Source organism: Arthrobacter sp. TmtSoilC48 (assembly GCF_059739425.1).
This window is the reverse complement of the sequence record NZ_AP046049.1, coordinates 3,567,287-3,592,324: the sequence shown is the minus strand read 5'-3', so window position 1 is coordinate 3,592,324 and position 25,038 is coordinate 3,567,287. Positions and strand designations below refer to the sequence as shown.

The 25,038-nt window shown below is 63.0% G+C and carries 27 protein-coding genes; 16 read left to right on the top strand and 11 right to left on the bottom strand.

Features of this window, described 5'->3' with window-relative positions; genetic code table 11:
• Positions 1–4: 4 nt before the first annotated feature.
• The 3 genes from AC6I97_RS16660 to AC6I97_RS16650 are packed head-to-tail and all read right to left on the bottom strand — an operon-like array spanning position 5 to position 2,126.
• A complete protein-coding gene (locus AC6I97_RS16660) occupies positions 5–616 on the bottom strand; it encodes a TetR/AcrR family transcriptional regulator (RefSeq protein ID WP_497945463.1) in 612 nt (203 codons plus the stop codon).
• Positions 613–1,356 carry an ABC transporter permease gene (locus tag AC6I97_RS16655; RefSeq protein WP_224092267.1) on the bottom strand — a complete coding sequence of 248 codons (744 nt, stop codon included), beginning with the start codon at positions 1,354–1,356 and terminating at the stop codon, positions 613–615. Before AC6I97_RS16655 ends, AC6I97_RS16660 begins: the two co-directional genes overlap by 4 nt.
• A gap of 8 nt (positions 1,357–1,364) precedes the next feature.
• Entirely contained in the window at positions 1,365–2,126 is a 762-nt protein-coding gene (locus AC6I97_RS16650) for an ABC transporter ATP-binding protein (protein WP_497945462.1), read from the bottom strand.
• Positions 2,127–2,627: 501 nt separating this feature from the next.
• On the opposite strand from AC6I97_RS16650, the gene AC6I97_RS16645 reads away from it, so the two are divergent.
• Together AC6I97_RS16645 and AC6I97_RS16640 are read left to right on the top strand one after the other, a co-directional pair.
• A complete protein-coding gene (locus AC6I97_RS16645; protein WP_224092270.1) occupies positions 2,628–4,439 on the top strand; it encodes a proline--tRNA ligase in 1,812 nt (603 codons plus the stop codon).
• Positions 4,436–5,230, top strand: a complete 795-nt coding sequence (locus tag AC6I97_RS16640) for a sulfite exporter TauE/SafE family protein (RefSeq protein WP_497945461.1) — start codon at positions 4,436–4,438, stop codon at positions 5,228–5,230. Before AC6I97_RS16645 ends, AC6I97_RS16640 begins: the two co-directional genes overlap by 4 nt.
• On the opposite strand, the gene AC6I97_RS16635 is transcribed toward AC6I97_RS16640, so the two are convergent.
• The 3 genes from AC6I97_RS16635 to AC6I97_RS16625 form a co-directional block, all read right to left on the bottom strand.
• Complete coding sequence (locus tag AC6I97_RS16635; protein WP_497947152.1) at positions 5,223–6,221, bottom strand: aminoglycoside phosphotransferase family protein; 999 nt, start codon at positions 6,219–6,221, stop codon at positions 5,223–5,225. The two genes, AC6I97_RS16640 and AC6I97_RS16635, sit on opposite strands and share 8 nt — an antisense overlap.
• Before the next feature lie 49 nt (positions 6,222–6,270).
• Positions 6,271–6,999, bottom strand: a complete 729-nt coding sequence (locus AC6I97_RS16630) for a VIT1/CCC1 transporter family protein (RefSeq protein WP_224166978.1) — start codon at positions 6,997–6,999, stop codon at positions 6,271–6,273.
• 97 nt (positions 7,000–7,096) lie between these two features.
• Positions 7,097–8,155, bottom strand: coding sequence for a DUF4439 domain-containing protein (locus AC6I97_RS16625; RefSeq protein WP_497945460.1), 1,059 nt, complete (start codon positions 8,153–8,155; stop codon positions 7,097–7,099).
• Between the two features lie 115 nt (positions 8,156–8,270).
• Between AC6I97_RS16625 and rimP the strand changes: the two genes are divergently transcribed.
• Both rimP and nusA read left to right on the top strand, forming a co-directional pair.
• A complete protein-coding gene (gene rimP / locus AC6I97_RS16620; protein WP_224092279.1) occupies positions 8,271–8,882 on the top strand; it encodes a ribosome maturation factor RimP in 612 nt (203 codons plus the stop codon).
• Entirely contained in the window at positions 8,882–9,862 is a 981-nt protein-coding gene (gene nusA / locus AC6I97_RS16615; protein ID WP_224092281.1) for a transcription termination factor NusA, read from the top strand. The genes rimP and nusA overlap by 1 nt, the downstream gene beginning before the upstream one ends.
• 157 nt (positions 9,863–10,019) lie before the next feature.
• Here the strand turns inward: nusA and AC6I97_RS16610 are convergent, their stop codons facing one another.
• Positions 10,020–10,223, bottom strand: a complete 204-nt coding sequence (locus AC6I97_RS16610) for a hypothetical protein (RefSeq protein WP_309928041.1) — start codon at positions 10,221–10,223, stop codon at positions 10,020–10,022.
• Here AC6I97_RS16610 and AC6I97_RS16605 point away from each other — a divergent pair.
• The 4 genes from AC6I97_RS16605 (at position 10,143) to AC6I97_RS16590 (ending at position 14,564) form a co-directional block, all read left to right on the top strand.
• Positions 10,143–10,397 (top strand): YlxR family protein, encoded by a 255-nt coding sequence (locus AC6I97_RS16605; protein WP_497947149.1) that lies wholly within the window; start codon positions 10,143–10,145, stop codon positions 10,395–10,397. The genes AC6I97_RS16610 and AC6I97_RS16605 overlap by 81 nt on opposite strands.
• Before the next feature lie 152 nt (positions 10,398–10,549).
• A complete protein-coding gene (gene infB, locus AC6I97_RS16600; protein WP_224092285.1) occupies positions 10,550–13,426 on the top strand; it encodes a translation initiation factor IF-2 in 2,877 nt (958 codons plus the stop codon).
• A gap of 76 nt (positions 13,427–13,502) precedes the next feature.
• On the top strand, positions 13,503–14,006 hold the full coding sequence (gene rbfA, locus AC6I97_RS16595) for a 30S ribosome-binding factor RbfA (protein WP_497945459.1): 504 nt from the start codon (positions 13,503–13,505) through the stop codon (positions 14,004–14,006).
• A gap of 75 nt (positions 14,007–14,081) precedes the next feature.
• Complete coding sequence (locus AC6I97_RS16590; RefSeq protein ID WP_497945458.1) at positions 14,082–14,564, top strand: nucleoside deaminase; 483 nt, start codon at positions 14,082–14,084, stop codon at positions 14,562–14,564.
• Here the strand turns inward: AC6I97_RS16590 and AC6I97_RS16585 are convergent.
• Positions 14,558–15,754, bottom strand: a complete 1,197-nt coding sequence (locus AC6I97_RS16585; protein ID WP_497945457.1) for a pyridoxal phosphate-dependent aminotransferase — start codon at positions 15,752–15,754, stop codon at positions 14,558–14,560. The two genes, AC6I97_RS16590 and AC6I97_RS16585, sit on opposite strands and share 7 nt — an antisense overlap.
• Before the next feature lie 34 nt (positions 15,755–15,788).
• On the opposite strand from AC6I97_RS16585, the gene truB reads away from it, so the two are divergent.
• The 5 genes from truB to rpsO all read left to right on the top strand — a co-directional run bounded on the left by truB (position 15,789) and on the right by rpsO (position 19,032).
• Entirely contained in the window at positions 15,789–16,721 is a 933-nt protein-coding gene (truB, locus tag AC6I97_RS16580) for a tRNA pseudouridine(55) synthase TruB (protein WP_224092291.1), read from the top strand.
• Positions 16,722–16,723: 2 nt separating this feature from the next.
• Entirely contained in the window at positions 16,724–17,077 is a 354-nt protein-coding gene (locus tag AC6I97_RS16575) for a hypothetical protein (RefSeq protein WP_224092294.1), read from the top strand.
• Between the two features lie 20 nt (positions 17,078–17,097).
• Positions 17,098–17,553 carry a hypothetical protein gene (locus tag AC6I97_RS16570; protein ID WP_497945456.1) on the top strand — a complete coding sequence of 152 codons (456 nt, stop codon included), beginning with the start codon at positions 17,098–17,100 and terminating at the stop codon, positions 17,551–17,553.
• 67 nt (positions 17,554–17,620) lie between these two features.
• The gene (locus AC6I97_RS16565) at positions 17,621–18,604 is read left to right on the top strand and encodes a bifunctional riboflavin kinase/FAD synthetase (protein WP_224092300.1); all 984 of its coding nucleotides are present in this window, start codon (positions 17,621–17,623) and stop codon (positions 18,602–18,604) included.
• A gap of 158 nt (positions 18,605–18,762) precedes the next feature.
• Positions 18,763–19,032 carry a 30S ribosomal protein S15 gene (gene rpsO, locus AC6I97_RS16560; RefSeq protein ID WP_144652206.1) on the top strand — a complete coding sequence of 90 codons (270 nt, stop codon included), beginning with the start codon at positions 18,763–18,765 and terminating at the stop codon, positions 19,030–19,032.
• A 47-nt stretch (positions 19,033–19,079) separates the two neighbouring features.
• Here rpsO and AC6I97_RS16555 read toward each other — a convergent pair whose 3' ends face one another.
• Positions 19,080–19,274 (bottom strand): hypothetical protein, encoded by a 195-nt coding sequence (locus AC6I97_RS16555; protein WP_224092302.1) that lies wholly within the window; start codon positions 19,272–19,274, stop codon positions 19,080–19,082.
• Here AC6I97_RS16555 and AC6I97_RS16550 point away from each other — a divergent pair.
• The 3 genes from AC6I97_RS16550 to AC6I97_RS16540 all read left to right on the top strand — a co-directional run bounded on the left by AC6I97_RS16550 (position 19,273) and on the right by AC6I97_RS16540 (position 23,504).
• Positions 19,273–21,522 carry a polyribonucleotide nucleotidyltransferase gene (locus tag AC6I97_RS16550; RefSeq protein WP_224167498.1) on the top strand — a complete coding sequence of 750 codons (2,250 nt, stop codon included), beginning with the start codon at positions 19,273–19,275 and terminating at the stop codon, positions 21,520–21,522. The genes AC6I97_RS16555 and AC6I97_RS16550 overlap by 2 nt on opposite strands.
• 75 nt (positions 21,523–21,597) lie before the next feature.
• Complete coding sequence (locus tag AC6I97_RS16545) at positions 21,598–22,941, top strand: M16 family metallopeptidase (protein WP_497945455.1); 1,344 nt, start codon at positions 21,598–21,600, stop codon at positions 22,939–22,941.
• A 101-nt stretch (positions 22,942–23,042) separates the two neighbouring features.
• Positions 23,043–23,504: a DUF1579 family protein gene (locus AC6I97_RS16540; RefSeq protein ID WP_497945454.1), complete on the top strand. Its 462-nt coding sequence runs from the start codon at positions 23,043–23,045 to the stop codon at positions 23,502–23,504.
• Between the two features lie 35 nt (positions 23,505–23,539).
• On the opposite strand, the gene AC6I97_RS16535 is transcribed toward AC6I97_RS16540, so the two are convergent.
• A complete protein-coding gene (locus AC6I97_RS16535; RefSeq protein WP_224092308.1) occupies positions 23,540–23,806 on the bottom strand; it encodes a MoaD/ThiS family protein in 267 nt (88 codons plus the stop codon).
• 4 nt (positions 23,807–23,810) lie between these two features.
• On the bottom strand, positions 23,811–24,935 hold the full coding sequence (moaA, locus tag AC6I97_RS16530) for a GTP 3',8-cyclase MoaA (protein WP_497945453.1): 1,125 nt from the start codon (positions 24,933–24,935) through the stop codon (positions 23,811–23,813).
• Positions 24,936–25,038: the final 103 nt, after the last annotated feature.

The window sequence follows — 25,038 nt, the reverse complement described above, 5'->3', positions numbered from 1 at the left end:
CTACTTACTTGGGCGGGTTCAGGTTTCCGGTGAGATACCGCTGGATGGTCGGTGCCACCAGGCTCACTACTTCCTCCTGGTCTGCACTCGACAGGGGTTCGAGCCGGATCACGTAGCGGAGCAGCATCAGTCCCACCACCTGTGTGGCCACCAGATTGCCACGCAGGCGGACTTCCTCAGCAGGGCCTTGCACACCCACCATGACCCGGGACAGGATGGTCCGGTTCACGGTCTCCCGCAGCAGTGCCGTTTTGGCCTTCGATCCGATGGTGCCCCGAACGAATGCCACCAAGCCGGGTTGCGCCGGGCCCTCCCACAACCGGACAACCGCACGGACAAGTGCTTCTGCCCTCGCCTCCGGTTCCAGGGTTTCAACGCCTGCCAGGACCTGTTCAGGATCGGCAGGCAACTCCACGCTGGAGGCGAACAATTCGTCTTTGCCCTTGAAGAAGTGATGGACCATCGCCGGATCCACTGAGGCTTCCCGCGCCACCTGGCGAAGACTCGTGCCGTCGAACCCATGCTCTGCGAACAACTTCCGGGCCGCCACCAGAATGGCTTCGCGCGAATGGTCGCTTCCGCTTCGACGGCCGCGGCGCAGGGGTTCCAGGCTCATGAGGTCTGCCGCCTCAGCGTCAACGAGGCAAGGACAAGGACTCCCACCACGATTCCGCCCATCACCAGGGTGTCTTGCCACAGGGCGTCAGTCGCATCGATGTTTCCTGCGATCTCCTGAAGGGCATCAACAGAAAACGTCAGGGGAAGGACACCGGAGATGGCCTCGAGGACGTCGTTCATCTGCTCCCGGGCAACGAACAGTCCGCAGAGCAGGATCTGCGGCACCACCACTACGGGCATGAACTGGACAGCCTGGAACTCGGTGCGTGCAAAGGCCGAACACAGCAGCCCCAAGGCCACTCCAAGGACAGCGTTGATCACCGCGATCATCACGACGAACCCCGGACTTCCCTTGATGTCGAGATTGAAGATCCAATATGCAACTGCCGTCGCCACCAGAGACTGCAACGCGGCCATGATGGAGAACGCAATGGCGTAGCCGAACAAGAGGTCTGCTTTATGGATGGGTGTGGTGAGGAGCCGCTCCAAGGTTCCGGAGGTTCGTTCCCGCAGCATGGTGATGGACGTGACCAGAAACATGACGACGAACGGGAAGATCGCCAGCATCATCAGGCCGACGCGGTCGAAAGTGCGTGGAAAGCCCGGGGGCAGTGTTTCGTTCTCGAAAAGATAGTAGACGGCGGTGAGCAGCAGCGCCGGGACCACCATAATGAGCGCCACGCTGCGGTGATCGTGCCGCAGTTGACCAAGGACCCGGGCTGTGGTGGCAAAGGTCATCCGAAGATTCATGATGCCACCTGGCTTTTCTTTGCTGGCTGACCGCTGTCCGGACCACGTTCGGCGTCTTTGATCATGTTCAGGAACGCGCGCTCAAGGTCATTGCTGCGTCCCCGCCTGGCAAGCTCGGCGGGTGTGAGCTGCGCCAGCAGCAGGCCGTCCCGCAGAAGCAGCAACGAGGAACAATGCGACGCTTCCTCCATCACATGGCTGGAAACCAAAAGCGTTGTTCCGCCAGCTGCCATGTCAACGAACCGCTCCCACAACTCCGCACGCAGTACCGGGTCCAGGCCCACTGTCGGTTCGTCCAGGACCAGCAGCTTGGGGTGTGCCACCAGCGCGCATGCGAGGGACACGCGGCTGAACTCCCCGCCCGAGAGGTTCCCGGCTTTCTGCTTTGCAAACGATTCGAGCCCGACGGCGGCAATCGACTCCGCTACGTCCGTCGCTGACGCCTTGTGCATGGCACCGAAGTACCTGACGTTGGCTTCGACACTGAGGTCCGCGTAGACGCTGGCGCCTTGGGTGACGTACCCGACGTCGTGCCTTAACGGTGCGCTGCCCGCGGGGCGGCCGAGAACGCTGATGGATCCGCGCGTGATTCGCTGGACCCCCACGATGCCGCGCATGAGTGTTGTCTTGCCGCTACCTGACGGGCCGAGCAGTCCCGTGATGCGTCCGCTGTCCACGGCGAAGTCCAGGCCCCGCAAAATTCTTGTCCGGCCCCGGGAGATGTGCAGGTCCGTAGCTTCTATTGCTGCTTGTGACATGGCTGCCTCCGGCGCCAGCGAGTAATTCACCAAGTGATGAATTAACGCTAAGTCTGGTAAACGGTGCGGTCAATAGGCCTTTGCCATCAAAATCCTTGAAAACGTGTCCGCTATCACATAGGTTTTTCCCAAGCCGTGTCGATGGGGCACGGGTGGTTACAGGGGGAATTATGGCAAAGACCTTGAAGGCTGCTTCCGGCAGCCGCACCATCCGTGAGCTCGGCAGTCACCAATGCTTCCCAGTCGCAGGCGATCCCGTTCCGCTGGAGGGAACGGGGGACTAGTCCCCGGACAGAGTCTGCGGCCGGCCGGCCGCTGAGCCACGCCATCGCAGGATGACCAGCCGATCTTTGGCCAGGGGCTTCCAGACGCGACGGCGTGGCTCTTCTCTGTGCTGGCCGTTCCGTGCGAAGCAGCACTGTGCGGAGCGGCGCGCTGGCAGCCGGTAGATTAGTAGACAGTTGTTTTTGCCACATCTGCCATAGAAACGGATACGTACCCGTGGTCCTTCGCCTTTCCCAGTTGTTCCTGCGCACCCTGCGTGAAGATCCCGTCGACGCCGAGGTCGCCAGCCACAAGCTCCTGGTCCGGGCCGGTTACATCCGCCGTGCCGCGCCGGGCATCTACACGTGGCTGCCGCTGGGACTCAGTGTCCTGCGCAAGGTGGAGGAAATCATCCGGCAGGAAATGTCCGCCATTGGCGCGCAGGAAGTCCACTTCCCGGCACTGCTCCCGCGCGAGCCCTACGAGGCCACCAACCGCTGGACGGAGTACGGAGAGGGCCTGTTCAGGCTTCAGGACCGCAAGGGTGCCGATTACCTCCTGGCTCCGACGCACGAGGAAATGTTTACCCTCCTGGTCAAGGACCTGTACTCCTCGTACAAGGACCTGCCGTTGAGCCTGTACCAGATCCAGAACAAGTACCGCGATGAAGCGCGACCCCGTGCAGGCCTCCTCCGTGGCCGCGAGTTCATCATGAAGGACTCCTACTCGTTCGACGTTGACGACGCCGGCCTGGACGCAAGTTACGCCGCCCACCGTGCTGCCTACCTGAAGATCTTCGACCGCCTGGGTCTGGAAGTCATTCCGGTTGCTGCCACGGCAGGCGCCATGGGCGGCTCCAAGAGCGAAGAATTCCTCTTCCCCACGGAGATCGGCGAGGACACCTTTGTTCGCTCGGCAGGAGGCTATTACGCCAACGTCGAAGCAGTCACCACGGTTGTCCCTGAGGATATTGACTTCACGGACGCACCGGCTGCCCAGGTTCTGGACACACCGAACACCCCCACCATCGAGACCCTGGTTGACGCAGCCAACCAGCTGGCACCCCGCAGCGAGGCCGACGGTGGCGCCTGGACTGCCGCTGACACGTTGAAGAACGTCGTCCTCGCCGTGACGCTGCCCACCGGTGAACGCCAGATCGTCGTCCTCGGCGTTCCTGGTGACCGCGCCGTGGATCTCAAGCGGGTGGAAGCCAACATTGGTTCGTTCCTTCCCATCGCGGGCGAGATCGGCCTGGAAGCAGCCAACGAGGAAGACCTCAAGAAGCTGCCGTGGCTGGTCAAGGGCTACATCGGGCCTGGTTTGTCCCTGGATGAAGCAGTTCTGGGCCTGGAAGGATCTTCCAAGCTGCTGTACCTTGTGGATCCCCGCGTCGTCTCCGGCACAACCTGGGTGACGGGCGCCAATATTGATGGCAAGCACGTCTTCGGACTGGTAGCGGGCCGCGACTTCACGTGGGACGGCGTCATCGAATGCACAGACGTCCGGGCAGGGGATCCGGCGCCCGACGGCTCCGGACCCCTTGAAACTGCCCGCGGCATCGAAATGGGCCACATCTTCCAGCTCGGACGCAAGTACGCCGAGGCGCTGGACCTGAAGGTACTTGACCAGAACGGCAAGCAGGTTGTTGTCACCATGGGCTCCTACGGCGTTGGTGTCACCCGTGCTGTCGCAGCCCTTGCCGAGGCCAACCATGACGACCGCGGCCTCGTGTGGCCACGCACGGTGGCCCCTGCCGACGTACACGTTGTGGCTGTGGGCCGCGGTGACGAAATTTTCGAAGCCGCAGAGAAGCTATCGGCGGAACTCGAGGCTGCAGGCCTCGACGTCATCTTTGACGACCGGCCCAAGGTTTCTCCCGGCGTCAAGTTTGGCGATGCCGAGCTCGTCGGAGTGCCCACCATCCTGGCCGTCGGCCGTGGGCTCGTGGACGGCGTTGTGGAGATCAAGGACCGCCGCAGCGGTGAAGCCGAGAACATCTCGGTGGAAAAGGCCGTGGATTACGTGGTCAACGCTGTCCGTAACCGGTGATTTCCGGCTTCGAGACTATCCAGCTCACCACCATCATCCTGATTGTGGTGGCTGGATTCGCAGCCGGCTGGGTTGACGCGGTAGTAGGTGGCGGGGGGCTGATCCAGCTCCCCGCACTGCTGCTGGTGCCTGGCATCACGCCCGTCCAGGCCCTGGCAACGAACAAGATGGGTTCCATCTTCGGCACCACCACCAGTGCCGCCACCTATTACCGGCGGGTGGGACCGGACCTCAAGACGGCAATACCCATGGCGGTGATTGCACTGGCGGGGAGCTTTGGCGGTGCCATCCTCGCTGCATCTTTGCCGGCCAGCGTCTTCAAGCCCATCATTGTCCTGGCGCTGATCGCCGTCGCGATTTTCACGGCACTGCGCCCCAGCGCGGGCGAGCTGACTGCTCTGCGGCACGACGGGCACAAGCACTACGTGGTGGCCTGCCTGATTGGTGCCGTGATCGGTTTTTACGATGGCCTGATCGGGCCCGGTACAGGATCCTTCCTGGTGATCGCCTTGGTCTCGGCCATGGGCTACGCGTTCCTTGAAGCCAGCGCGAAGGCCAAGATCGTCAACATGGCCACCAACGCCGGTGCCCTCATTTTCTTCCTCCCCCACGGCTCCTTGTTGTGGGGAGTGGGCCTGGTGCTTGGCCTGGCAAACATGGCGGGCGGATACCTTGGCGCCCGCACAGCTGTAGCCAGGGGGAGCAGCTTTGTGCGGATCGTGTTCCTGATCGTCGTCGCGGCACTGATCATCAAGCTCGGCGTGGACGTCTGGAACGACAACGTCAGCTGACTGCGTCCCCGGGCTCGGGCAAATCCCTTGCTGCTGGAAGTCCTTCGAGCGTCCTGCCCGCCAGTGTGCTCGCCACCCATAGGGAACGGGCCACATCGCCTTCATGACCCCGCTTTCCCGCGGACCACAGGGCATTGTTGACTTCGCGGGCGATGCTCCATTGTCGCGCGACCTCCGGATCAAGGCCGGCGGCGAGGCTGAAGTCCCGGCATCGCTCCCGCAGGGCAGCCGCCGGATCGCGATCCGGCAAATCCTTGATCCGGTTCCACAGAACAGGTGCCACCGCAAATTCGGCTTCACCGATCTGCGGCTGGGGGTCGATGGCCAGGTAGCCTCGACGGTCCGCGTCCAAGGTGGCGAGGATGTTCATGAAGTGGAGATCGGTATGCACCAGGACGTCCCTGCCGGATCGTCGGCCAACAGCACCGCGGGTCTGGCACACTTCCAACGCGGCCTCCAGTAACCATCGCGGGAAGGGGCGGTCCTGCTGCTCCCACTCCAAAGGCATTTCGTCGCTCCAGCGCTCGGCCGTGGCGGCGATGTGATCGAAGCCCCGCCACTCGGGACGATCATCCGGCGCAATGGAAAGCCCGCGCATGATGTCACCCCAGACCTGCCGGGCTTCATCCATGGGGGCATCCTGCAGCCAACGGGACGCGTCAAGGCGTTCCAGCAGCATGGAGCAACTGGCGGCGTCGGCAGCCAGGAGCCGGACAGCTCCGTGGCCACCCCACAGGGCCAGGGCATGGCGCTCTACAAGGGCTTCCTCATGCGGATAGGCGATCTTCAGCGCAGCCTGCCTGCTGTGCTGGAGAACGGGCACAACCAAGGCTCCATGTCCGTTCCACGGCTCTTCACCGGGTGCGAGGTCCACGGACAACTGCCAACGGTCCAAAGCCTCACGGATAAGCCCCGGAAGGCTCGCCAGCCAGTCCCGCCCCGCGGAATCGCGGTTGTATCGGGCGTGCAGGTCGCCCGGAATCGGAATCATGGCGTGAAGGGTCACGCCATCAGCCTAGCTCTGCCCGGCGGCAGTACCCTCAGAAAACGCCGCTGGCGCCCAAGAGGCTTCCGATCGAGAACGTGGCTGCAAGCGCCAACGCTCCGCCCAACACCACCCGGGCTGCGGCGCGGAACCTGGGCGCCCCACCAATCCAAGCCCCCACGGCTCCCGTGATCGCGAGAGCCAGCAGGACGGCAACGAACGTCAGCGGAACGCGCATCGCCGGGGGAGGGAGCAGGATGGCCAGCATGGGGAGCACGGCGCCAAGGGTAAACGCCACTGCCGATGCAAGGGCGGCGTTCCACGGACTGACGATGTCGTCCTCGTGGATATTGAGCTCCGCGGACAGATGGGCGGCAAGGGCATCATGCTTCGTCAGTTCTTCGGCCACTGTCCGGGCGGTACGCGCGCTGAGCCCCTTCGCCTGGTAGATCGAGGTGAGCTCTTCGAGTTCTTCCTCCGGCTGCTCGGCGAGCTCCCTGCGTTCCTTCTCAATGAGCGACTTTTGCGTGTCGCTCTGGCTGCTGACGGATACATATTCGCCCAACGCCATGGAAATGGCTCCACCCACCAAGCCCGCCGTTCCCGCAGCAAGGATGCTGCCGGTGTTGGTCGTGGCACCGGCCACGCCGACGACGATTGCTGCGACGGAGACAATGCCGTCGTTCGCACCCAAAACGCCGGCGCGCAGCCAGTTCAGCCGATGGGCAAGGTCATCACGATGCGGTTCGTTCTCATGTGTGGTGGCAGTTTCTGCGGAAGCCATGCTTCAAGCCAAGCACCGGCGGGCCGCCTTGACCAGCATGGCTAGGCTCGCCTATCCCATGCGCCGCTTTACTCACTACTGGGGGTGTGGGATTTACTCATTGGGGGGTGGGCGTCGGCAGCGGAGGCAAGTCATCGTCATCGACCTCCAAACCCGGCAACGCCGCAAGCGTGGCACCCCAATCCAGGCTCCTGCGGACGGCGGCCAGCAGGCTGCTGGCAGCCCAGTCCCGGGTCTCTCCTGTTGAAAGCGCGATGAGGTCGCCAAATCCCTGCAGGGAGTCCGACTCCAAGGCCCCCAAGCCGGCAGCCGGGTCTTCAGCGAACTGTGCAGGCAGCCTGTATCCGGCCTCGCGGGTGGGGACGTCGCCACAATTACGGCGGGTCAGGGCTTCTGCTTGTTGAAGGAGCCGCTCGTGTACTGCAAGGTACTTGGCGGCTTGGGCAGTTGCGCCAGCGTCCAATCGCTTCAGCGCCACCTGGTAGACGTAAATGGCTTCCTGTTCGGAACGGACAGTCGCCGCAAGAGCGGCATCGGTAGTGGCAGCGGTTGCATCCGGGGTGGGGCTGACTGAAGGGCACTGGTGCGGAGCCGGTGTTGTTACGGCAGGTGTTGTGGCAGACGGGTTACCGCTCGACGTCGGCAACGGCACCGGCACCTGCCACGCAGCAGCCAGTTTTTCGCCCTGGAGAAGTTGGGCGGATCCGACGGCGGCCAGCAACCGGGCGGTCCCGCCGTCGGCCTCGCGTGCGTCGTCCAGCCGTTGCCGGCCGCTGGCGATCAGGCCGGCCACGACCGAGGCAGGCGTAGCTTCCGTGGCCGTGTCTTTTTTGTCGCTTGTCGTTGAAGCTGCGGGAGAAGGCGGAAGGAGGGCCCGGGACTGTGTTGTCAGCAATGTCACAGCATCGTCCAGGGCGGCCGTTTGGGAACCGGATCCTGCAGCTGCCATCAGTCCAGCAGCAGATTCCTGCAGCTTCCTGGTATCGGCGAAAGCGTCGGCGAGGGCAGATACGGAGAACGAAACTGTAGGAGGAGTCCCGGAATCCCGCGGTAGAAGGACGATTCCCGTGCCCGCAACGAGCAGCGCAACCACGGAAATGAGAAGGAGCCGGCCCCACGCTGGTGATCGTCGTTTTTCACTTGTCTGCTCGTCCACAACACACCATGGTGTCACGTGGACGGGCGGACAAGGGAAAAGCCGTGCACCATGTGCTGCCGAAAATCGTTAGGCTAGTAGTCACAACAACATCTATCGGGAGGCGGCGGGCAACGTGAGTGACTCGGAAGCCACGACTTCAACAGACCGTACTGAGTCGAATTCAACGGCCACCATCCACAACCCGGAAGAGCGCAGGCTAAAGGCACTGCTCGAACCGGCAGTCCTTGCCAACAGGCTCTACCTCGAGGATGTTTCCATCCACGTCGCCGGTTCACACCGCACGGTCCACGTCGTCGTGGATCTTCCGCAGGAGGAGACCGGGGGCGTCAGCCTTGACGCCATCGCAGATGTCTCGCGTGGGTTGTCCGATATTCTGGACAACGATCCCCACGACGACGGCCGTCCCTACGACCTCGAAGTTTCTTCGCCTGGAGTAGGCCGTCCTCTGACGGAACCGCGCCACTGGCACAGGGCGCGCGGCCGCATGGTCAGGGTCAACGTCATCCAGGGTGAGAACGTCCTTGGCCGGATTGCGTCAGTAGATGACGCCGGCGTGACCCTCATTCCGGAGCACGAGGTCAAGAAGGGCATGAAGCCCAAACAGGGCGACCCCATCACTATTCCTTTCGACAGGATCCGCCACGGAAAAGTCGAGATTGAATTCAGCCACCTCCACGAGGCCGGGCTGGCAGACGAACACAATGGACCTTCCGAGGAGGCCTAATGGATATTGACATGAGCGCACTGAGACTCCTGGAGCGTGAGCGTGAAATCCCGCTGGACCTCCTGATTCCCACCATCGAGCAAGCGCTCCTGGTGGCCTATCACAAGACGCCCGGTGCCTTCGAGAAGGCCCGCGCCGAGCTGGACCGCAAGAGCGGCCACGTGACCATCTGGGCAACGGAAATCGACGACGACGGCGAGGCGATCGGGGAGTTCGAGGACACCCCGGCCGGTTTTGGCCGCATCGCCGCAAGCACGGCACGCCAGATCATCCTGCAGCGTCTTCGTGACGTCGAGGACGATAACGTATTGGGCGAATTCAAGGGTCGCGAAGGCGAACTGGTCGCCGGCATGATCCAGCAGGGCAACAACCCGCACATGATCCAGGTAAACCTCGGATCGGTGGAGGCCCTGTTGCCGCCGCCGGAGCAGGTTCCTGGCGAAAAGTACATTCACGGCAGCAGGCTTCGTGCCTTCGTGGTGGATGTCCACCGTGGGGCGAAGGGCCCGTCCATTACGTTGTCGCGTTCGCACCCGGGCCTGGTCCGCAAGTTGTTCGAAATGGAAGTTCCGGAAATCGCGGATCGTTCCGTCGAGATCGTGGCACTCGCCAGGGAAGCCGGCCACCGCACCAAGATTGCCGTCAAGGCGAACACCCCGGGTGTCAACGCCAAGGGCGCCTGCATCGGCGAAATGGGCTCCCGGGTCCGTGCAGTCATGACTGAGCTCAACGACGAAAAGATCGACATCGTGGACTTCAGTGAGGATCCTGCGACCTTCATCGCCAACTCCTTGTCACCGTCCCGGGTGAATTCGGTCACTATTACGGACGAGGCAACGCGCTCGGCCCGGGTAGTTGTGCCGGACTACCAGCTCTCCTTGGCGATTGGCAAGGAAGGCCAGAACGCACGCCTCGCTGCGAAGCTGACCGGATGGCGGATCGATATCGTGTCCGACGCCGCCCCGGCCAAGACCGAATAGCGATCGTTCCGGCGGCTTGGCCGACGGAACCGCGCCGCGCTTACAGTGCGGCCGGTTTCGGCTGTCCGGGGCCGGGGGGCTAGAATAGATGGAACCGGGCTTACGTCCGGTATCCGCGCGCTTTGACGTGCCTTATCTGCATGTGCAGTGTCGGTCGTCAGCGCAAGTTTGCAGAGGCAGGTAAGGACACGTCGTGGCTGAACTGCTTGAACGCGGCCATGGCCCTGTTCGTACGTGCATCGGATGCCGGAAGCAAGGCTCCCGGTCCGAGCTTGTCCGGCTGGTCGCCCAAGGTAGTGGTTCGTCCACTGTCCTTGTCGATGTTCGACGCCGGATGGCCGGCAGGGGTGCGTGGCTGCATCCCAGCGAAAAGTGCTTGGCATTGGCAATCAAGCGGCGTGCTTTCGGAAGGGCCCTCGCGGGCGCTGCTGAAACAACCGCCGTCGAAAGCTACTTCATGTCAGGCGCGCCACTTGTGGAGGCTCCGGCCGCCACAGGAAAACCGTCCAAACCTGAAAGCGGGTCAGAAAACTGATGGAAACCCGATGAGTTCCCAGCGATGAGTGCGTAACGATGACAACTTTGTTGCGCTCTGCAATGGGCCTTTCAGTCGCGCTAGCGGCAGGGGCCCGCAGTAAGAAGTAGACGGTTCGTGCCTGGCTCGGTGCGGACCGAGACAGGAGAAATGTGGCCAAGGTCCGCGTACATGAGCTCGCCAAAGAGCTCGGTATTACTTCCAAAGATGCAGTAACAAAACTGCAGGAATTGGGCGAATTCGTTCGCTCCGCCTCTTCCACCATTGAGGCCCCCGTCGTGAAGAAGCTTCGCGACGCCTACCCCGGTGCAGGCGCTGCAAAGGCAGCTGCCCCCGCACCTGCAGCCGCCCCCAAGGCTCCGGCTGCTCCCGCAGCATCCCGTCCGGCAGCGCCGGCTCCGGGCCCCGCTGCACCCAAGGCTCCGGCTCCGGCAGCACCGGCCGCGGCGGCACCTGCCCCCGCAGCACCAGCTCCCGCGGCGCCTGCTCCGGCAGCGCCGTCGGCTCCCGTTGCATCCACGCCGTTTTCGGCAAAGCCCGGTGCCCGTCCTGCTCCCAAGGCAGAGACTCCGGCTCCGTCCCGCCAAGGCGGCCAGGCCCCGCGTCCCGGCGGTCCCCGTCCGGGCAACAACCCCTTCGCCACGTCCCAGGGCATGCCCCGCGGCCGTGGTGGCGACGGCGAACGTCCGCCGCGTCCGGGAAACAACCCGTTTGCAACCTCACAGGGCATGCCCCGTGCAGGTGGCCGCAATGATGGCGAACGCCCCGGTGGTCCCCGTCCCGCAGCAGGTGCGGGTGGTCCCCGTCCTGCAGCAGGCAGCGGTGGTCCCCGTCCGGGTGCTCCGCGCCCCGGTGCACCCCGTCCCGGTGGTGCTCCGCGTCCGGCTGGTGGCCCCGGTGGAAACCGGCCTACTCCGGGCATGATGCCCAACCGCACTGAGCGTCCGGCTCCCGGTGGCGCAGGTCGTCCCGGTGGCGCAGGCCGTCCGGGTGGCGGACCGGGTCGTCCCGGTGGCGCACCAGGTGCAGGTACCGGTGGCGGCGCTCCCGCCGGCGGTGGCTTCGGCAAGGGTGGCCGCGGTCGCGGTGGTACCCAGGGTGCCTTCGGCAAGGGCGGCGCCGGTCGTGGCAAGCAGCGCAAGTCGAAGCGTGCAAAGCGCCAGGAACTGGAGCAGATGAGTGCTCCGTCGCTGGGCGGCGTATCCGTACCCCGCGGCGATGGCGAGACCATCATCCGTTTGCGCCGTGGTTCCTCCATCACGGACTTTGCAGAGAAGATCGATGCGAACCCCGCGTCGCTCGTGACCGTTCTCTTCCACCTCGGTGAGATGGCAACGGCTACGCAGTCCCTCGACGAAGACACCTTTGGATTGCTCGGCGCCGAACTTGGCTACAAGCTTCAGGTTGTTTCGCCGGAAGACGAAGAGCGCGAGCTGCTGGACCAGTTCGACATCAACATCCAGGACGAGCTTGACGCCGAAGGTGACGATGTCCTTGAGGCACGTCCGCCGGTTGTCACCGTCATGGGTCACGTTGACCACGGTAAGACCCGCCTGCTTGATGCCATCCGCAACTCCAATGTTGTGGCCGGCGAGCACGGTGGAATCACCCAGCACATCGGTGCTTACCAGATCAGCCACATCCACGAGGGCACGGCCCGCGACATCACGTTCATTGACACCCCCGGTCACGAGGCCTTCACGGCCATGCGTGCACGTGGTGCCAAGGTCACCGATATCGCGATCCTGGTTGTTGCAGCCGACGACGGCGTTATGCCGCAGACGGTTGAAGCACTCAACCACGCCCAGGCAGCCAACGTGCCGATCGTCGTCGCAGTGAACAAGATCGACAAGGAAGGCGCCAACCCTGACAAGGTCAAGGGTCAGCTCACCGAGTACGGCCTGGTTCCCGAGGAATACGGTGGCGACACCATGTTCGTTGAGGTTTCTGCCCGCCAGAACCTCAACATCGACGAACTGATCGACGCCGTCCTGCTGACGGCCGATGCCGCACTGGATCTGCGCGCCAACCCGGACAAGGACGCTCGAGGCATTGCCATCGAAGCGAACCTGGACAAGGGCCGCGGTTCCGTCGCCACCGTCCTGGTGCAGTCCGGTACCTTGGCCGTGGGTGACACGATCGTGGCCGGTACGGCCCACGGCCGCGTCCGTGCAATGTTCGACGAGAACGGCGAGGCCCTCGATGTCGCACTGCCGTCGCGTCCGGTCCAGGTCCTCGGCCTGTCCAACGTACCGCGTGCAGGTGACACCTTCCTGGTGACGCCGGACGAGCGTACGGCCCGCCAGATCGCCGAGAAGCGTGAAGCTGCCGACCGCAACGCCGCACTGGCCAAGCGTCGCAAGCGCATCAGCCTGGAAGACTTCGACCAAGCCGTTGCAGAAGGCAAGATCGACACCCTCAACCTCATCCTCAAGGGTGACGTCTCCGGTGCCGTGGAAGCCCTCGAAGATGCCTTGCTCAAGATCGATGTCGGAGACGACGACGTTCAGCTCCGTGTCATCCACCGCGGTGTGGGTGCCATCACGCAGAACGACGTCAACCTGGCAACGGTGGACAACGCCATCATCATCGGCTTCAACGTCAAGCCGGCTGAGCGCGTCGCTGAACTGGCTGACCGTGAAGGCGTGGACATGCGCTTCTACTCCGTCATCTACGCAGCAATCGATGACATCGAGATGGCCCTCAAGGGCATGCTCAAGCCGGAGTACGAAGAAGTCCAGCTCGGTACTGCGGAAGTCCGCGAAGTCTTCCGTTCCTCCAAGTTCGGAAACATCGCCGGTTCGATCGTCCGCACGGGCATCATCCGCCGTAACACCAAGGCACGCGTTAGCCGCGACGGCAAGGTCATCGGTGACAACCTCACCGTTGAGACGCTCAAGCGCTTCAAGGATGACGCAACCGAAGTCCGTACTGACTTCGAGTGTGGTATCGGTCTTGGCTCGTTCAACGACATCTCCGAAGGCGACATCATCGAGACCTTCGAGATGCGCGAAAAGCCGCGCGTCTAGGTTCCGCTTGGAGCGGGTCCGTCGGGTAGCCCCGGCGGACCCGTTCCGTACCGTTTCTACTTTCCAGGAGGAAGTCATGGCCGATCCGGCACGCGCTGCCAAGTTGGCGCAGCGGATAAAGGTCGTCGTCGCCGAGGCCCTCGGCCGCAGGGTCAAGGACCCGCGCGTCGAGTCCATCACGATCACCGACGCCCGCGTCACCAACGACCTTCAGCACGCCACCATCTACTACACCGTCTTTGGTGACGACATAGCCCACGCAGATGCCGCCAGGGCATTGGAGAAGGCCAAGGGTGTGCTCCGACAGGAAGTCGGCCGCAATATCACCGTACGGCTTACTCCCACCCTTGAGTTCGTTGCTGACCAGATTCCGGTCAACGCATCCAACCTTGAGGAGCTGCTCCGTGAAGCAAAGCGTCGCGACGCCGAGGTAGCCGCTTTGGCTGCCGGCGCCAAGCACGCAGGCGAGGCTGACCCCTACAAGGGCGAGGGCCCCGAAGAAATCGACGAAGACGACTTCGACGAAGAAGACATCGACCTCGCGGACGATGACGAACTCGACGAAGACGCCAACCGCTAGAAGTTTTCTTGTCGAAAGGCCGGTTCCTCATGAGGAACCGGCCTTTCTGCCGTCCATGCTCGCTAAGATCGGAGCATGTCGGCGCACAGTTCTCAGCAACGTGATGAATTCCTGAACCATGCGATTCGGCTCGCGGTGCAGAACGTCTCCGACGGCGGGGGGCCGTTTGGCGCTGTCGTCGTCACCCCGGATGGGCGAATCCATGAGGGGGTCAACCGGGTCACACGGGACAACGATCCCACCGCGCATGCGGAAGTGGTGGCCATTCGCCGGGCCGCAGCCGACATCGGCAACTTCGATCTCAACGGCTCAGTGCTCTATGCCAGCTGCGAGCCATGCCCGTTGTGCCTCTCGGCCACGCTCTGGGCCAGGATCGGCCGGGTGTACTTCGCCGCGGACAGGCACGGAGCCGCCCGGGCCGGCTTCGATGATGCGGTGTTCTATGAGTACTTTGCCGGCGGGAGGCCTGAGCTGCTTCCTGTAGAACACGCGCCGGTTGCCGCTTCCGAGACGCCTTTCGAGGCTTGGCGCAACAACGCGGAACGCACCGACTACTGACGCTCCCATCGCTGCGCCGGTTGCGGCGGGAGTACGTGGGCCCGGGCAGGAAGCCGATGCACGCCGTCGAGCAGTTCCTGCTGATCGCCGCACAGCGCAATCCGGATCCAGCCTTCGCCGATGGACCCAAATGCAGTGCCGGGCGCGAACGCAACTCCCGAATCGGCCAGGAACGCGTGGACCCAGGCCCGGACATCGCCGCCACTGACGTGGGAGACATCAGCCCACAGGTAGAAGGCTCCCTGCGCGCCAAGGAACGGAATGCCCTTGCCTTCCAGGACGACGGAGGCGGCATCACGGTTGCTCCTATAGTGGTTTCGCGCATCCGTCACGTAGTCCTGGGGGCCGGTCAACGCAGCCAAGGCGGCATACTGCGATGGCGAGGCAACGCAGGAAACGATCGCTTCCATGACATTGTTCATTTTCTTTTCCAAGCCCGGCGGGCAGATCAAGGCTCCGATCCGTAGGCCGGTGAGCCCGTACGTCTTGGACAGCGTCAGGGACGTGAAGACGCGCGACTCGCCGGGGATGTCGCTATCGAACCGGGCCGGGCTGACATGCGGGACGTCAAAGGTGAAGGCTTCATAGCACTCGTCCGAGAGGATCCAGAGATCGTGCCGGACGGCCAGTTCCACAAGTTGGCGGACGGCATCCTCGCTGATGACGGCCCCCAAGGGATTGGACGGCGAGTTCAGCACGAGAACGCGGGTCTGCGGCGTGATGAGGGCTTCAATGTCCGCAATGTCCGGCTGGAACCCGTTATGTGGGTACAGGGGATACCGGACGGGCACTGCGTTCAGGAGCCGGCTGGTCATGGCAAACGTGGGATAGCCGGGGTTGGGAATCAGGATTTCGTCGCCGGGGGAGAGGAGCAGGCTCATGGCGAAGTGCAGGCCCTGCTGCGCTCCGTCCACCACGTAGACCCGCTCGGCACCGATTTCCACGTGATGATGCTCACGGAACCTCTTGGCGAAGGCTTCGCGCAGCGCGGGGATACCTGCGTTTGGGGTGTAGTTGGTTTCGTCCCGCTCAAGGCATGCTATTCCGGCGTCGAGGACGTGCCGTGGGAGAGCAAAGCCTGGTTCGCCGATGCTCAGCACGATCGCTCCCGGGGTCCTCCAGGCGGCCTCGGTGATTTCACGGATCTGGTTCACGGGGACGTCGCGGACGTGCGCGGCAAGCTCAGGCATGGGAGCTATCCTAGCCACCCATATACTGGTAAGCGTGCTTTCTGGACTGGTAATCGTTGACAAACCGCAGGGATGGACCAGCCATGATGTGGTTGGCCGGATGCGGCGGCTGGCCGGCACCCGGAAAGTGGGGCATGCGGGCACGCTCGATCCCATGGCCACCGGAGTGCTGGTCCTTGGGATCAACAAGGCCACACGGCTCCTGACCTACATTGTGGGAACGTCCAAGACGTACACAGCTACCATCAGGCTCGGCGAGACCACCATCACCGATGACGCAGAAGGCGAAGTCACGGAGGCGCGCAGCGCAGTGGACATTACCGACGACGCCGTTGCCGCCGGCGTTGCCGCCCTCACCGGGCCCATCCAGCAGGTTCCCAGCAGCGTCAGCGCCATCAAGGTCAACGGCGAACGCTCCTACGCCCGTGTCCGCTCCGGCGAAGAGGTCAAGCTTGCGGCCCGGCCGGTAACCATCCACCGCTTCGACATCCACGCCATCAACAGGATCGACGGCGGAAGGGTGGTCGACGTCGACGTCACGGTCGAATGTTCCTCCGGTACGTACATCCGGGCCCTGGCCCGCGACCTCGGCAACGCCTTGGGCGTCGGTGGACACCTCACGGCCCTGCGCAGGACGCAGGTTGGCCCGTACTCCCTTGACCAGGCCCGGACGCTGGAGGAGCTCGCAGAAGAGCTCGAGGTTCTGGAGATGTCCCTGGCAGCACGCTCGCTGATGCCCAACCGGGAGCTCACCGAAGAAGAAACTACCGAGATCTCCTTCGGCCGGCGCATCGCCGCGGGGCCAGGAGCAGGAACGCCGGACGCCGCCACGGCCGAAAAGCCTGCCGCAGCGTTCGCGCCGTCGGGAGAGCTGGTAGCCCTGCTGGCCGATACCGGGAGCTTCGCGAAGCCTGTACTGGTCTTTGCCCCCGGAACCGGAACCGCCACGGTCGGCGAGGAAAAGTAGGCATGGACGGCTATTTCTACTCCATCCTTATTGTTGGTTTGGTATCCACGATCGCGTGCGTCGTGGCAGGTTTGATGAAGAAGGCCCCAAACGACGTCACCATCTTCTCCGTGCTGGCCGTAGAGCTGGCCCTGCTGGTCTACCTGGTTGGTTCGATTGTCCGGGTTGCCGTGGGTGAACGGATGGCCGGTGAAGCCTGGGAGTTCTGGGGATACCTGATCACAGCGTTGATGATCCCGTTGGGGGCCGTGTACTGGGCCATCCTTGAGCGGACCCGCTGGAGCAACTTCGTCCTGGCGGCGGTGGGCGTCACAGCGCTCGTCATGGCTGCCCGCATGAATCAGATCTGGTACTGACCTTGAAGGAAAAACGAAACATGACTGGAACCGAGACTGAGGCAAACCCCGGCCGGACACCCCAAAAAGACACACGGAACACCGGCCCTGGGCGCTTGCTGATCGCGGTCTATACCGTCTTCGCACTCTCAGCCACTGCCCGGGCCGGATATCAGATTGCCACCAAGTTTGCCGAAGCTCCGCTGGCGCATATCCTCTCTGCGTTCGCCGCCGTCGTCTATGTCGTAGCCACCATCTCGCTGGCAAAACCGGGCCGCACCTGGTTCAAAGTGTCGTTGGCCGCGGTACTTGTGGAACTGCTCGGCGTGCTGGTGGTTGGAGCCATAAGCCTCTTCGATCCTGTGGCTTTCCCGCATGACACTGTGTGGTCGCTGTTTGGACGCGGTTATGGTTTTGTCCCGCTCGTGCTGCCCGTCCTCGGACTCCTGTGGTTGAACAAGAGGCGGCCGTCCAAAGCGAATAGCCACAGCGGGTAACCTTAGAATGTTCCGGCGCCGGGAGGTTGCCGGGCGGAACGAATATCTGCAGTAAAAGGCGAGGTTGATGGTCCACATCTGGAACGATCCCACCGAAGTCCCCAGGGACTTCGGACCAACAGTCGTTACCATCGGGAACTTTGACGGCGTCCATCGTGGCCACCAGCATGTTCTCGCGCAACTGACGAACACCGCCAAGCGTCACCACATCCCGTCAGTGGCCGTGACCTTCGATCCCCACCCCGCCCAGGTCCACCGCCCGGAGTCGGCCCCGGAGCTGATCATGGGCCTCCAGGACAAACTGGACGCCCTGGGCGAAACAGGGGTGGACGCTGTCCTGGTCATGAAATACACGCTGGACCTCGCGTCCATGACGCCCATCGAGTTCGTCCGTCAGGTCCTCCTCGAGTCCCTTCACGCTGCGCACGTCGTGGTTGGCCACGATCTCCGCTTCGGCGCAGGGAATGTGGGAGACGTCGTCACCATGCAGGAACTCGGCGAGCAGTTGGGCTTTGGCGTCCAGGTTGTCAATGAGTATGGCGCAGGAGGCTTCCCGGTCCACGAAGACGGGGATACCGACCGCCGTTGCTCCTCCACCTGGGTGCGGGAAGCTTTGTCCGAAGGCGACGTCGTAACGGCAGCCGCCGTCCTGGGACGTCCCCACCGCATGCGCGGCGAGGTGGTACATGGAGCTGCCCGCGGGAGGAACCTCGGTTTTCCCACCGCCAACCTTTCGCATGATTCCACAGGGTACGTACCAGCCGACGGTATCTATGCAGGCTGGTTGATAGACCAGTCCGGAACGCGGTGGCCCGCCGCCATCTCTGTTGGCTCCAACCCCACGTTCGACGGTGTGAGCCGACAAGTGGAGGCCCACGTTATTGACCGTCCCGAGGAGAACGTGGAGGACTTTGACCTCTACGGCCAGACTGTGGCGGTCGAATTTACCCAGCGGCTCCGCGGAATGGTGGCATATCGCGGGCCCGAGGCCCTGGTGGAGCAGATGTGCCTGGATGTAGCCCAGGCACACGAGCTGCTGACCCGGCGCTAGCGGTATTTCGACAACAATGCTGACCTGCCGGTAAACTATTAGTGGATCCGGCTGCAGTCCGTGGCGGCTGGACCTGTTTTTGTGTGCGGAGACGCATCGGAAGCAACCCGTCAGCGAGGCGCTGCACCGGGAGGCACGGCACAACTCTAGGAGTTCACGTGGCACTTGACGCCGCTGTAAAGCAGTCCATCATCAAGGAATACGCAACCTCTGAAGGCGACACCGGTTCGCCCGAGGTCCAGGTTGCAGTCCTGACCCAGCGGATCAAGGATCTGACTGAGCACATGAAGGAGCACAAGCACGACTTCCACACCCAGCGCGGTCTGCTGGCCATGGTTGGTCGTCGCAAGCGCATGCTTTCCTACCTGAAGAACACTGACATCGCCCGCTACCGTTCGCTCATTGAGCGCCTCGGCCTGCGCCGCTAGTCTGCCTTTGGGGGCGGCCCGATCCCTCGCGGAACGGGCCGCCTTCTTCAAAAACAACTAAAAAAAGGAATCAACCGCATCGCGCATTCGCGGTCCTCGGTAGTGATTCCCGGGAAGAAATCGGCGACGATTTGCCCGTGGATCTCGATCGATGACCGGGTGTCGTACAGGCCAGGAATAAAGAAGAGGCCTGGGTTGATGCGGCGGACTTCCGCTAAATCAGAAACGGAGGTGACTCTCATGGAGGGTCCCGAAATCCAGTTCTCCGAAGCGATTATTGACAACGGCCGTTTTGGCAAGCGTGTCATCCGCTTTGAAACCGGCCGCCTTGCCAAGCAGGCTGCCGGCGCTTCGATGGTCTACATCGACGAAGACACCGCACTCCTCTCGGCAACCACCGCAGGCAAGCAGCCGCGCGAAGGCTTCGACTTCTTCCCGCTGACGGTTGACGTCGAAGAGCGTATGTATGCTGCCGGCCGTATCCCGGGCTCGTTCTTCCGCCGTGAAGGCCGCCCCTCCACGGAAGCCATCCTGGCTTGCCGCCTGATGGACCGCCCGCTGCGCCCGGCCTTCGTGAAGGGCCTGCGCAACGAGGTCCAGATCGTTGTGACCGTCCTGGCGATTAACCCGGACGAGCTCTACGACGTCGTGGCCATCAACGCGTCTTCCATGTCCACGCAGCTCTCCGGCCTCCCGTTCTCCGGCCCGATCGGTGGCGTCCGCGTTGCCCTCATCGCCGACGAACAGGGCTCACAGTGGGTTGCCTTCCCCAAGCACTCCCAGCTTGAGAACGCCGTGTTCAACATGGTTGTTGCCGGCCGCATCGCAGGCGACGACGTCGCCATCATGATGGTTGAAGCCGAAGCAACCGACAACTCCTGGAACCTCATCAAGGAACAGGGCGCAACTGCTCCCACCGAAGAAGTTGTTTCCGAGGGCCTCGAAGCCGCAAAGCCATTCATCAAGGCTCTCTGCGAAGCCCAGGCCGATCTTGCTGCCCGTGCAGCGAAGCCGACCGTCGAGTTCCCGGTCTTCCTGGACTACCAGGACGACGTCTACGCTGCCGTTGAGGCCGCTGCCGCTGACAAGCTGGCTGCTGTCTTCCAGATCGCTGACAAGCAGGACCGCGACAACGCCTCCGACGAGCTCAAGGATGAGGTCCTTGGCTCACTTGCCGGCCAGTTCGAAGGCCGCGAGAAGGAGCTGTCCGCAGCTTTCCGCTCGGTCACCAAGCACGTTGTGCGCCAGCGCATCCTCAAGGACCAGGTGCGCATCGACGGCCGTGGCCTGACGGATATCCGCCAGCTCACCGCAGAGGTCGAAGTTCTGCCCCGCGTTCACGGTTCGGCCATCTTCGAACGTGGCGAGACCCAGATCATGGGCGTCACCACGCTGAACATGCTCAAGATGGAGCAGCAGATCGACTCGTTGTCGCCGGTAACGCGCAAGCGCTACATGCACAACTACAACTTCCCGCCGTACTCCACCGGTGAAACCGGCCGCGTCGGTTCCCCGAAGCGCCGCGAAATCGGCCACGGTGCCCTCGCTGAGCGCGCCCTGGTACCGGTTCTGCCTACCCGTGAAGAGTTCCCTTACGCCATCCGCCAGGTATCCGAGGCCCTCGGTTCCAACGGTTCGACGTCCATGGGTTCGGTGTGTGCTTCGACGCTCTCGATGCTCAACGCAGGTGTCCCGCTGAAGGCAGCTGTTGCCGGTATCGCCATGGGCCTGGTTTCCGACCAGGTTGACGGTCAGACCCGCTACGCAGCCCTGACCGACATCCTCGGCGCCGAAGACGCCTTCGGCGACATGGACTTCAAGGTTGCCGGTACGTCCGAGTTCGTCACGGCCATCCAGCTGGACACCAAGCTCGACGGCATCCCCGCTTCCGTGCTGGCAGCAGCGCTGAAGCAGGCCCGCGAAGCCCGCCTCCACATTCTCGAGGTCATCAACGCAGCGATCGACACCCCGGATGAGCTCTCCGAGTTCGCCCCCCGCGTCATCGCCGTGAAGATCCCCGTAGACAAGATCGGCGAGGTCATTGGCCCCAAGGGCAAGATGATCAACCAGATCCAGGAAGACACGGGCGCGGACATCTCCATCGAAGATGACGGCACGGTCTACATTGGCGCCACCAACGGTCCGTCTGCTGATGCAGCACGTTCCGCCATCAACGCCATCGCCAACCCGCAGGTACCGGAAATCGGTGAGCGCTACTTGGGCACGGTCGTCAAGACCACCACGTTCGGCGCTTTCGTTTCCCTTACCCCGGGCAAGGACGGCCTGCTGCACATCTCCGAGCTCCGCAAGCTCGCCAACGGCAAGCGCGTGGACAACGTTGATGACGTCGTCTCGGTGGGCCAGAAGGTCCAGGTCGAGATCACCAAGATCGACGACCGCGGAAAGCTTTCCCTCTCCCCGGTTGTCGCCGAGGAAGAAGGCGCAGCCTCCGAGGAAGCTGCAGAAGAAGCCGAAGTTTCCGCAGAGTAGTCTGTAAGCAGTACCCGGAGGGGCCGGTGGGCTGAAAGGTCCACGGGCCCCTCTGGCTTTACCCGAAAGGTCTTAATGACTGTCGTACCCTTGCCGTTGGAGCAGACACTTCCCGGCGGCGACCTCATCCATGGTGCCGAGGGCGGTTCCGTCGTACGGCGTTCGGTCCTGCCCGGCGGCGTCCGCGTCCTCACCGAGGCAATGCCCGGGCAGCGTTCGGCCACCATCGGATTCTGGGTGGCAGTCGGTTCCCGCGACGAGGCCGATGGTCAGCACGGTTCTACGCACTTCCTGGAACATCTCCTGTTCAAGGGCACCAAGCGCCGTACCGCCTTGGAAATTGCTTCAGCCTTTGATGAGGTTGGTGGCGAGTCCAACGCTGCGACTGCCAAGGAGAGTACCTGTTACTTTGCCCGGGTCCTGGACACGGATCTGCCCATGGCCATCAATGTCATCGCTGACATGATCACCGGTGCTGTCCTGGATCCGGCGGAGCTGGAACAGGAACGGGACGTCATTCTTGAAGAAATCGCCATGGACAGCGATGACCCAACAGACGTAGCCCACGAAAAATTTGTTGCAGCCGTGCTCGGCAGCCACCCGCTCGCGCGTCCTATTGGCGGAACTCCGGACGCCATCAAGGCGGTTGCAAGGGACTCGGTCTGGGAGCACTACCAGCGCTACTACCGTCCGGAAGAACTGGTTATCACCGCGGCTGGCGGCTTGGACCATGACGTCGTCTGCGATCTCGTGCAGAAGGCGTTGGAAGCAGCAGGCTGGCAGCTGGATCCGGAAGCAGCTCCGGTAGATCGTCGGGCCACCAACCGAGCCGTGATCACCGGCACATCCGGCCTTCACGTGGTCAAGCGTCCCGTGGAGCAGGCAAACATCATTATGGGTTGCCCCACTATCGTGGCAACGGATGATCGCCGATTCGTCATGAGCGTGCTCAATGCCGTGCTCGGCGGGGGAATGTCCTCCAGACTTTTCCAGGAGATCCGTGAGAAGCGCGGCCTGGTCTACTCGACGTACTCTTTCACCGCCGCGTACGCCGATGCCGGCTATTTCGGCATGTATGCAGGGTGCACGCCGTCAAAAGTGCGCCAAGTGCTCGATCTTCTTGGTGTTGAGTTGGACAAGCTCGCCAAGGAGGGCATTACAGAGGAGGAACTCCGGAAGGCCGTGGGACAACTCAGCGGCGGCATTGTCCTCGCCCTCGAGGACACGGGCTCACGTATGTCCCGACTCGGCCGGGCGGAACTCGTATCCGGGGAGTTCCAGGATATTGACGAGACACTGGCCCGGATCAAGGCAGTCACTGTGGACGAAGTCCAGGAACTCGCCCGGGAACTTGCCGCAGCTCCCCGCACCATCACCGTCGTCGGGCCGTTTGAAGAAAGCGAGACCTTCGGTCTTTAGGACCCAGCGCATTCAGCTGGTCCTCCATCTCTGGACTCCCGCACTGTAAACAGGGCAGCATGATCACACGATCATGCTGCCCTGCTCACATTGGAGTCGTGATGGATGTGCCCCCAAAAGGACATGCCGCAGAACTGCTGAGGGACTTTATTGGACACTGGCGGGGGATCACCGAGATGGCACAGTCTCCATGGGGCGCAGCGCGGACCGCAGAGGCCGAAGCCGTTTTCACGCAAGCTGCGGGGGGCTACGCCGTTGTGCAGAGCTACCGACACCGCGAGCCGGATGGAACGCACTTCGAAGGGCACGGGATGTTCACAGTGGATCCGGCCCATGGGGATACGCTCTGGTATTACGTGGACAGCATGGGCCGGCCACCAAGTGCCCCGGTGCGCGGTACGTGGCATGCAGGGACGCTGACGATGGACCGGCGAACGCCGGAGGGCGTAGCCCGGCACGCGTTCCGTGTTGAAGATGGCGTCCTGGTGCACACCGCGGAACTGCGGCTCGAGGGCACGGCCGAGTTCACTCCTTTGCTCAAGAGCGTGTTCCGGAAAACCTGACGGCGGCATAAATCCGGGTTTGTTGCCTCTTCCCCTTAGCCGCCTGCGAACGGAGGAAGGACGTCGATAACATCCTCGGCGCCCAGGGGAGCAGAAGGGTCTCGAACCGCTACCTCATTCCTGAGGAAGCTGCTGCGGGCCACGATGCGGGCAAGCGTTGGTGTCCCCTCCGGAGGCAAAGGACGTTCGACGGCGAGGGCAGCTTCCAGCAAGGCCTCGAGGCTGGATCCTTCCGGGAGTGGATGGATTTCCTCTTCGACACCTGCAGCGGCGCGTGCGGCAGCGAAGTAACGTACAAGCAAGGGTTCAGCCTCCGATTGCGCTCATGCTGCGGTCCGGCTGCACGAAGTCCGGTGCGCCGAGGCCAGTGTGGTCCATGCCGTGGGCTTTGGGTTTGACCCACATGGCGTCCTGCCAACGCTGGGCAAGCTCCTCATCCGTTGCGCCTTCCCGAAGCAGTCCGAGGAGATCGAACTCCTCACGGGAGAACAGGCAGCTCATGATCTTGCCTTCAGCCGTAATGCGGGTGCGGCGGCAGTCTGAACAGAACGGTTCGGTGACCGATGCGATGATCCCGACTGTACCGAGGACCGCCCCTTCAGCTTCACCCGTTGCCTGGTTCCGGCGTCGTACTTCAAATCGTTCGGCAGGGGCGCCGTCGCGTTCCCGCGGGTCCGGACCGAGGACAAAGTCCTTTGACAGCAAATCCCGGATTTCAGCCGCAGTGATCATGTTGCGCCGGGTCCACCCGTGGTCGGCGTCCAGCGGCATCTGTTCGATGAAGCGAAGTTCGTAGCCACGGTCCAAGGCCCAGGCGAGGAGGTCAGGAGACTCGGCATCGTTGATGCCCCTCATCAGCACGGCATTCAACTTGACCGGACCAAGACCGGCAGCCCATGCGGCGTCCACGCCGGCGAGGACACGGTCCAGGAAAGGCCGGCGTGTGAGCTTGGTGAAGGTTTCCTCGTGGAGCGAATCCAGGGAGACGTTGATCCGCGTGAGTCCTGCGGCTTTGAGGGCGGCCGCTTTCTTGTCCAGGCCCACGCCATTGGTGGTCATCGAAATGGGAAGGTCAGGGTGCTCGTTCCGGATGCCTGCAATGACGTCAACCAGATCAGCCCGGACCAACGGCTCACCACCAGTGAGGCGCAGTTCCCGCACGCCCAGGGCGCCAACGCCTACACGCACAATGCGAATGATTTCGTCTTTGGTCATCACCGCCTGCTTGGAGAGCCATTCCAACCCTTCCGCAGGCATGCAGTACGTACACCGCAGATTGCACTTGTCTGTCAGGGAAAGGCGCATATCAGTCGCGCGCCGTCCATAGCGGTCCCACAAACCGGCGGGCGTGCCAGCTGGACGCGGCGGCGGAACCGGGCCGCCTGCAGCGCTGCCCAAAGGAGGCACAGGCATGCCAAGCTGAACACTCATGAATTCAGGCTACGCCACCGTGGGCTGAACAGTGATACCGGCTACATTTCGTTTCACTCAGCGGACATTGGTTCGGCTGATCCTGAAAACGTCGCGGCCATGT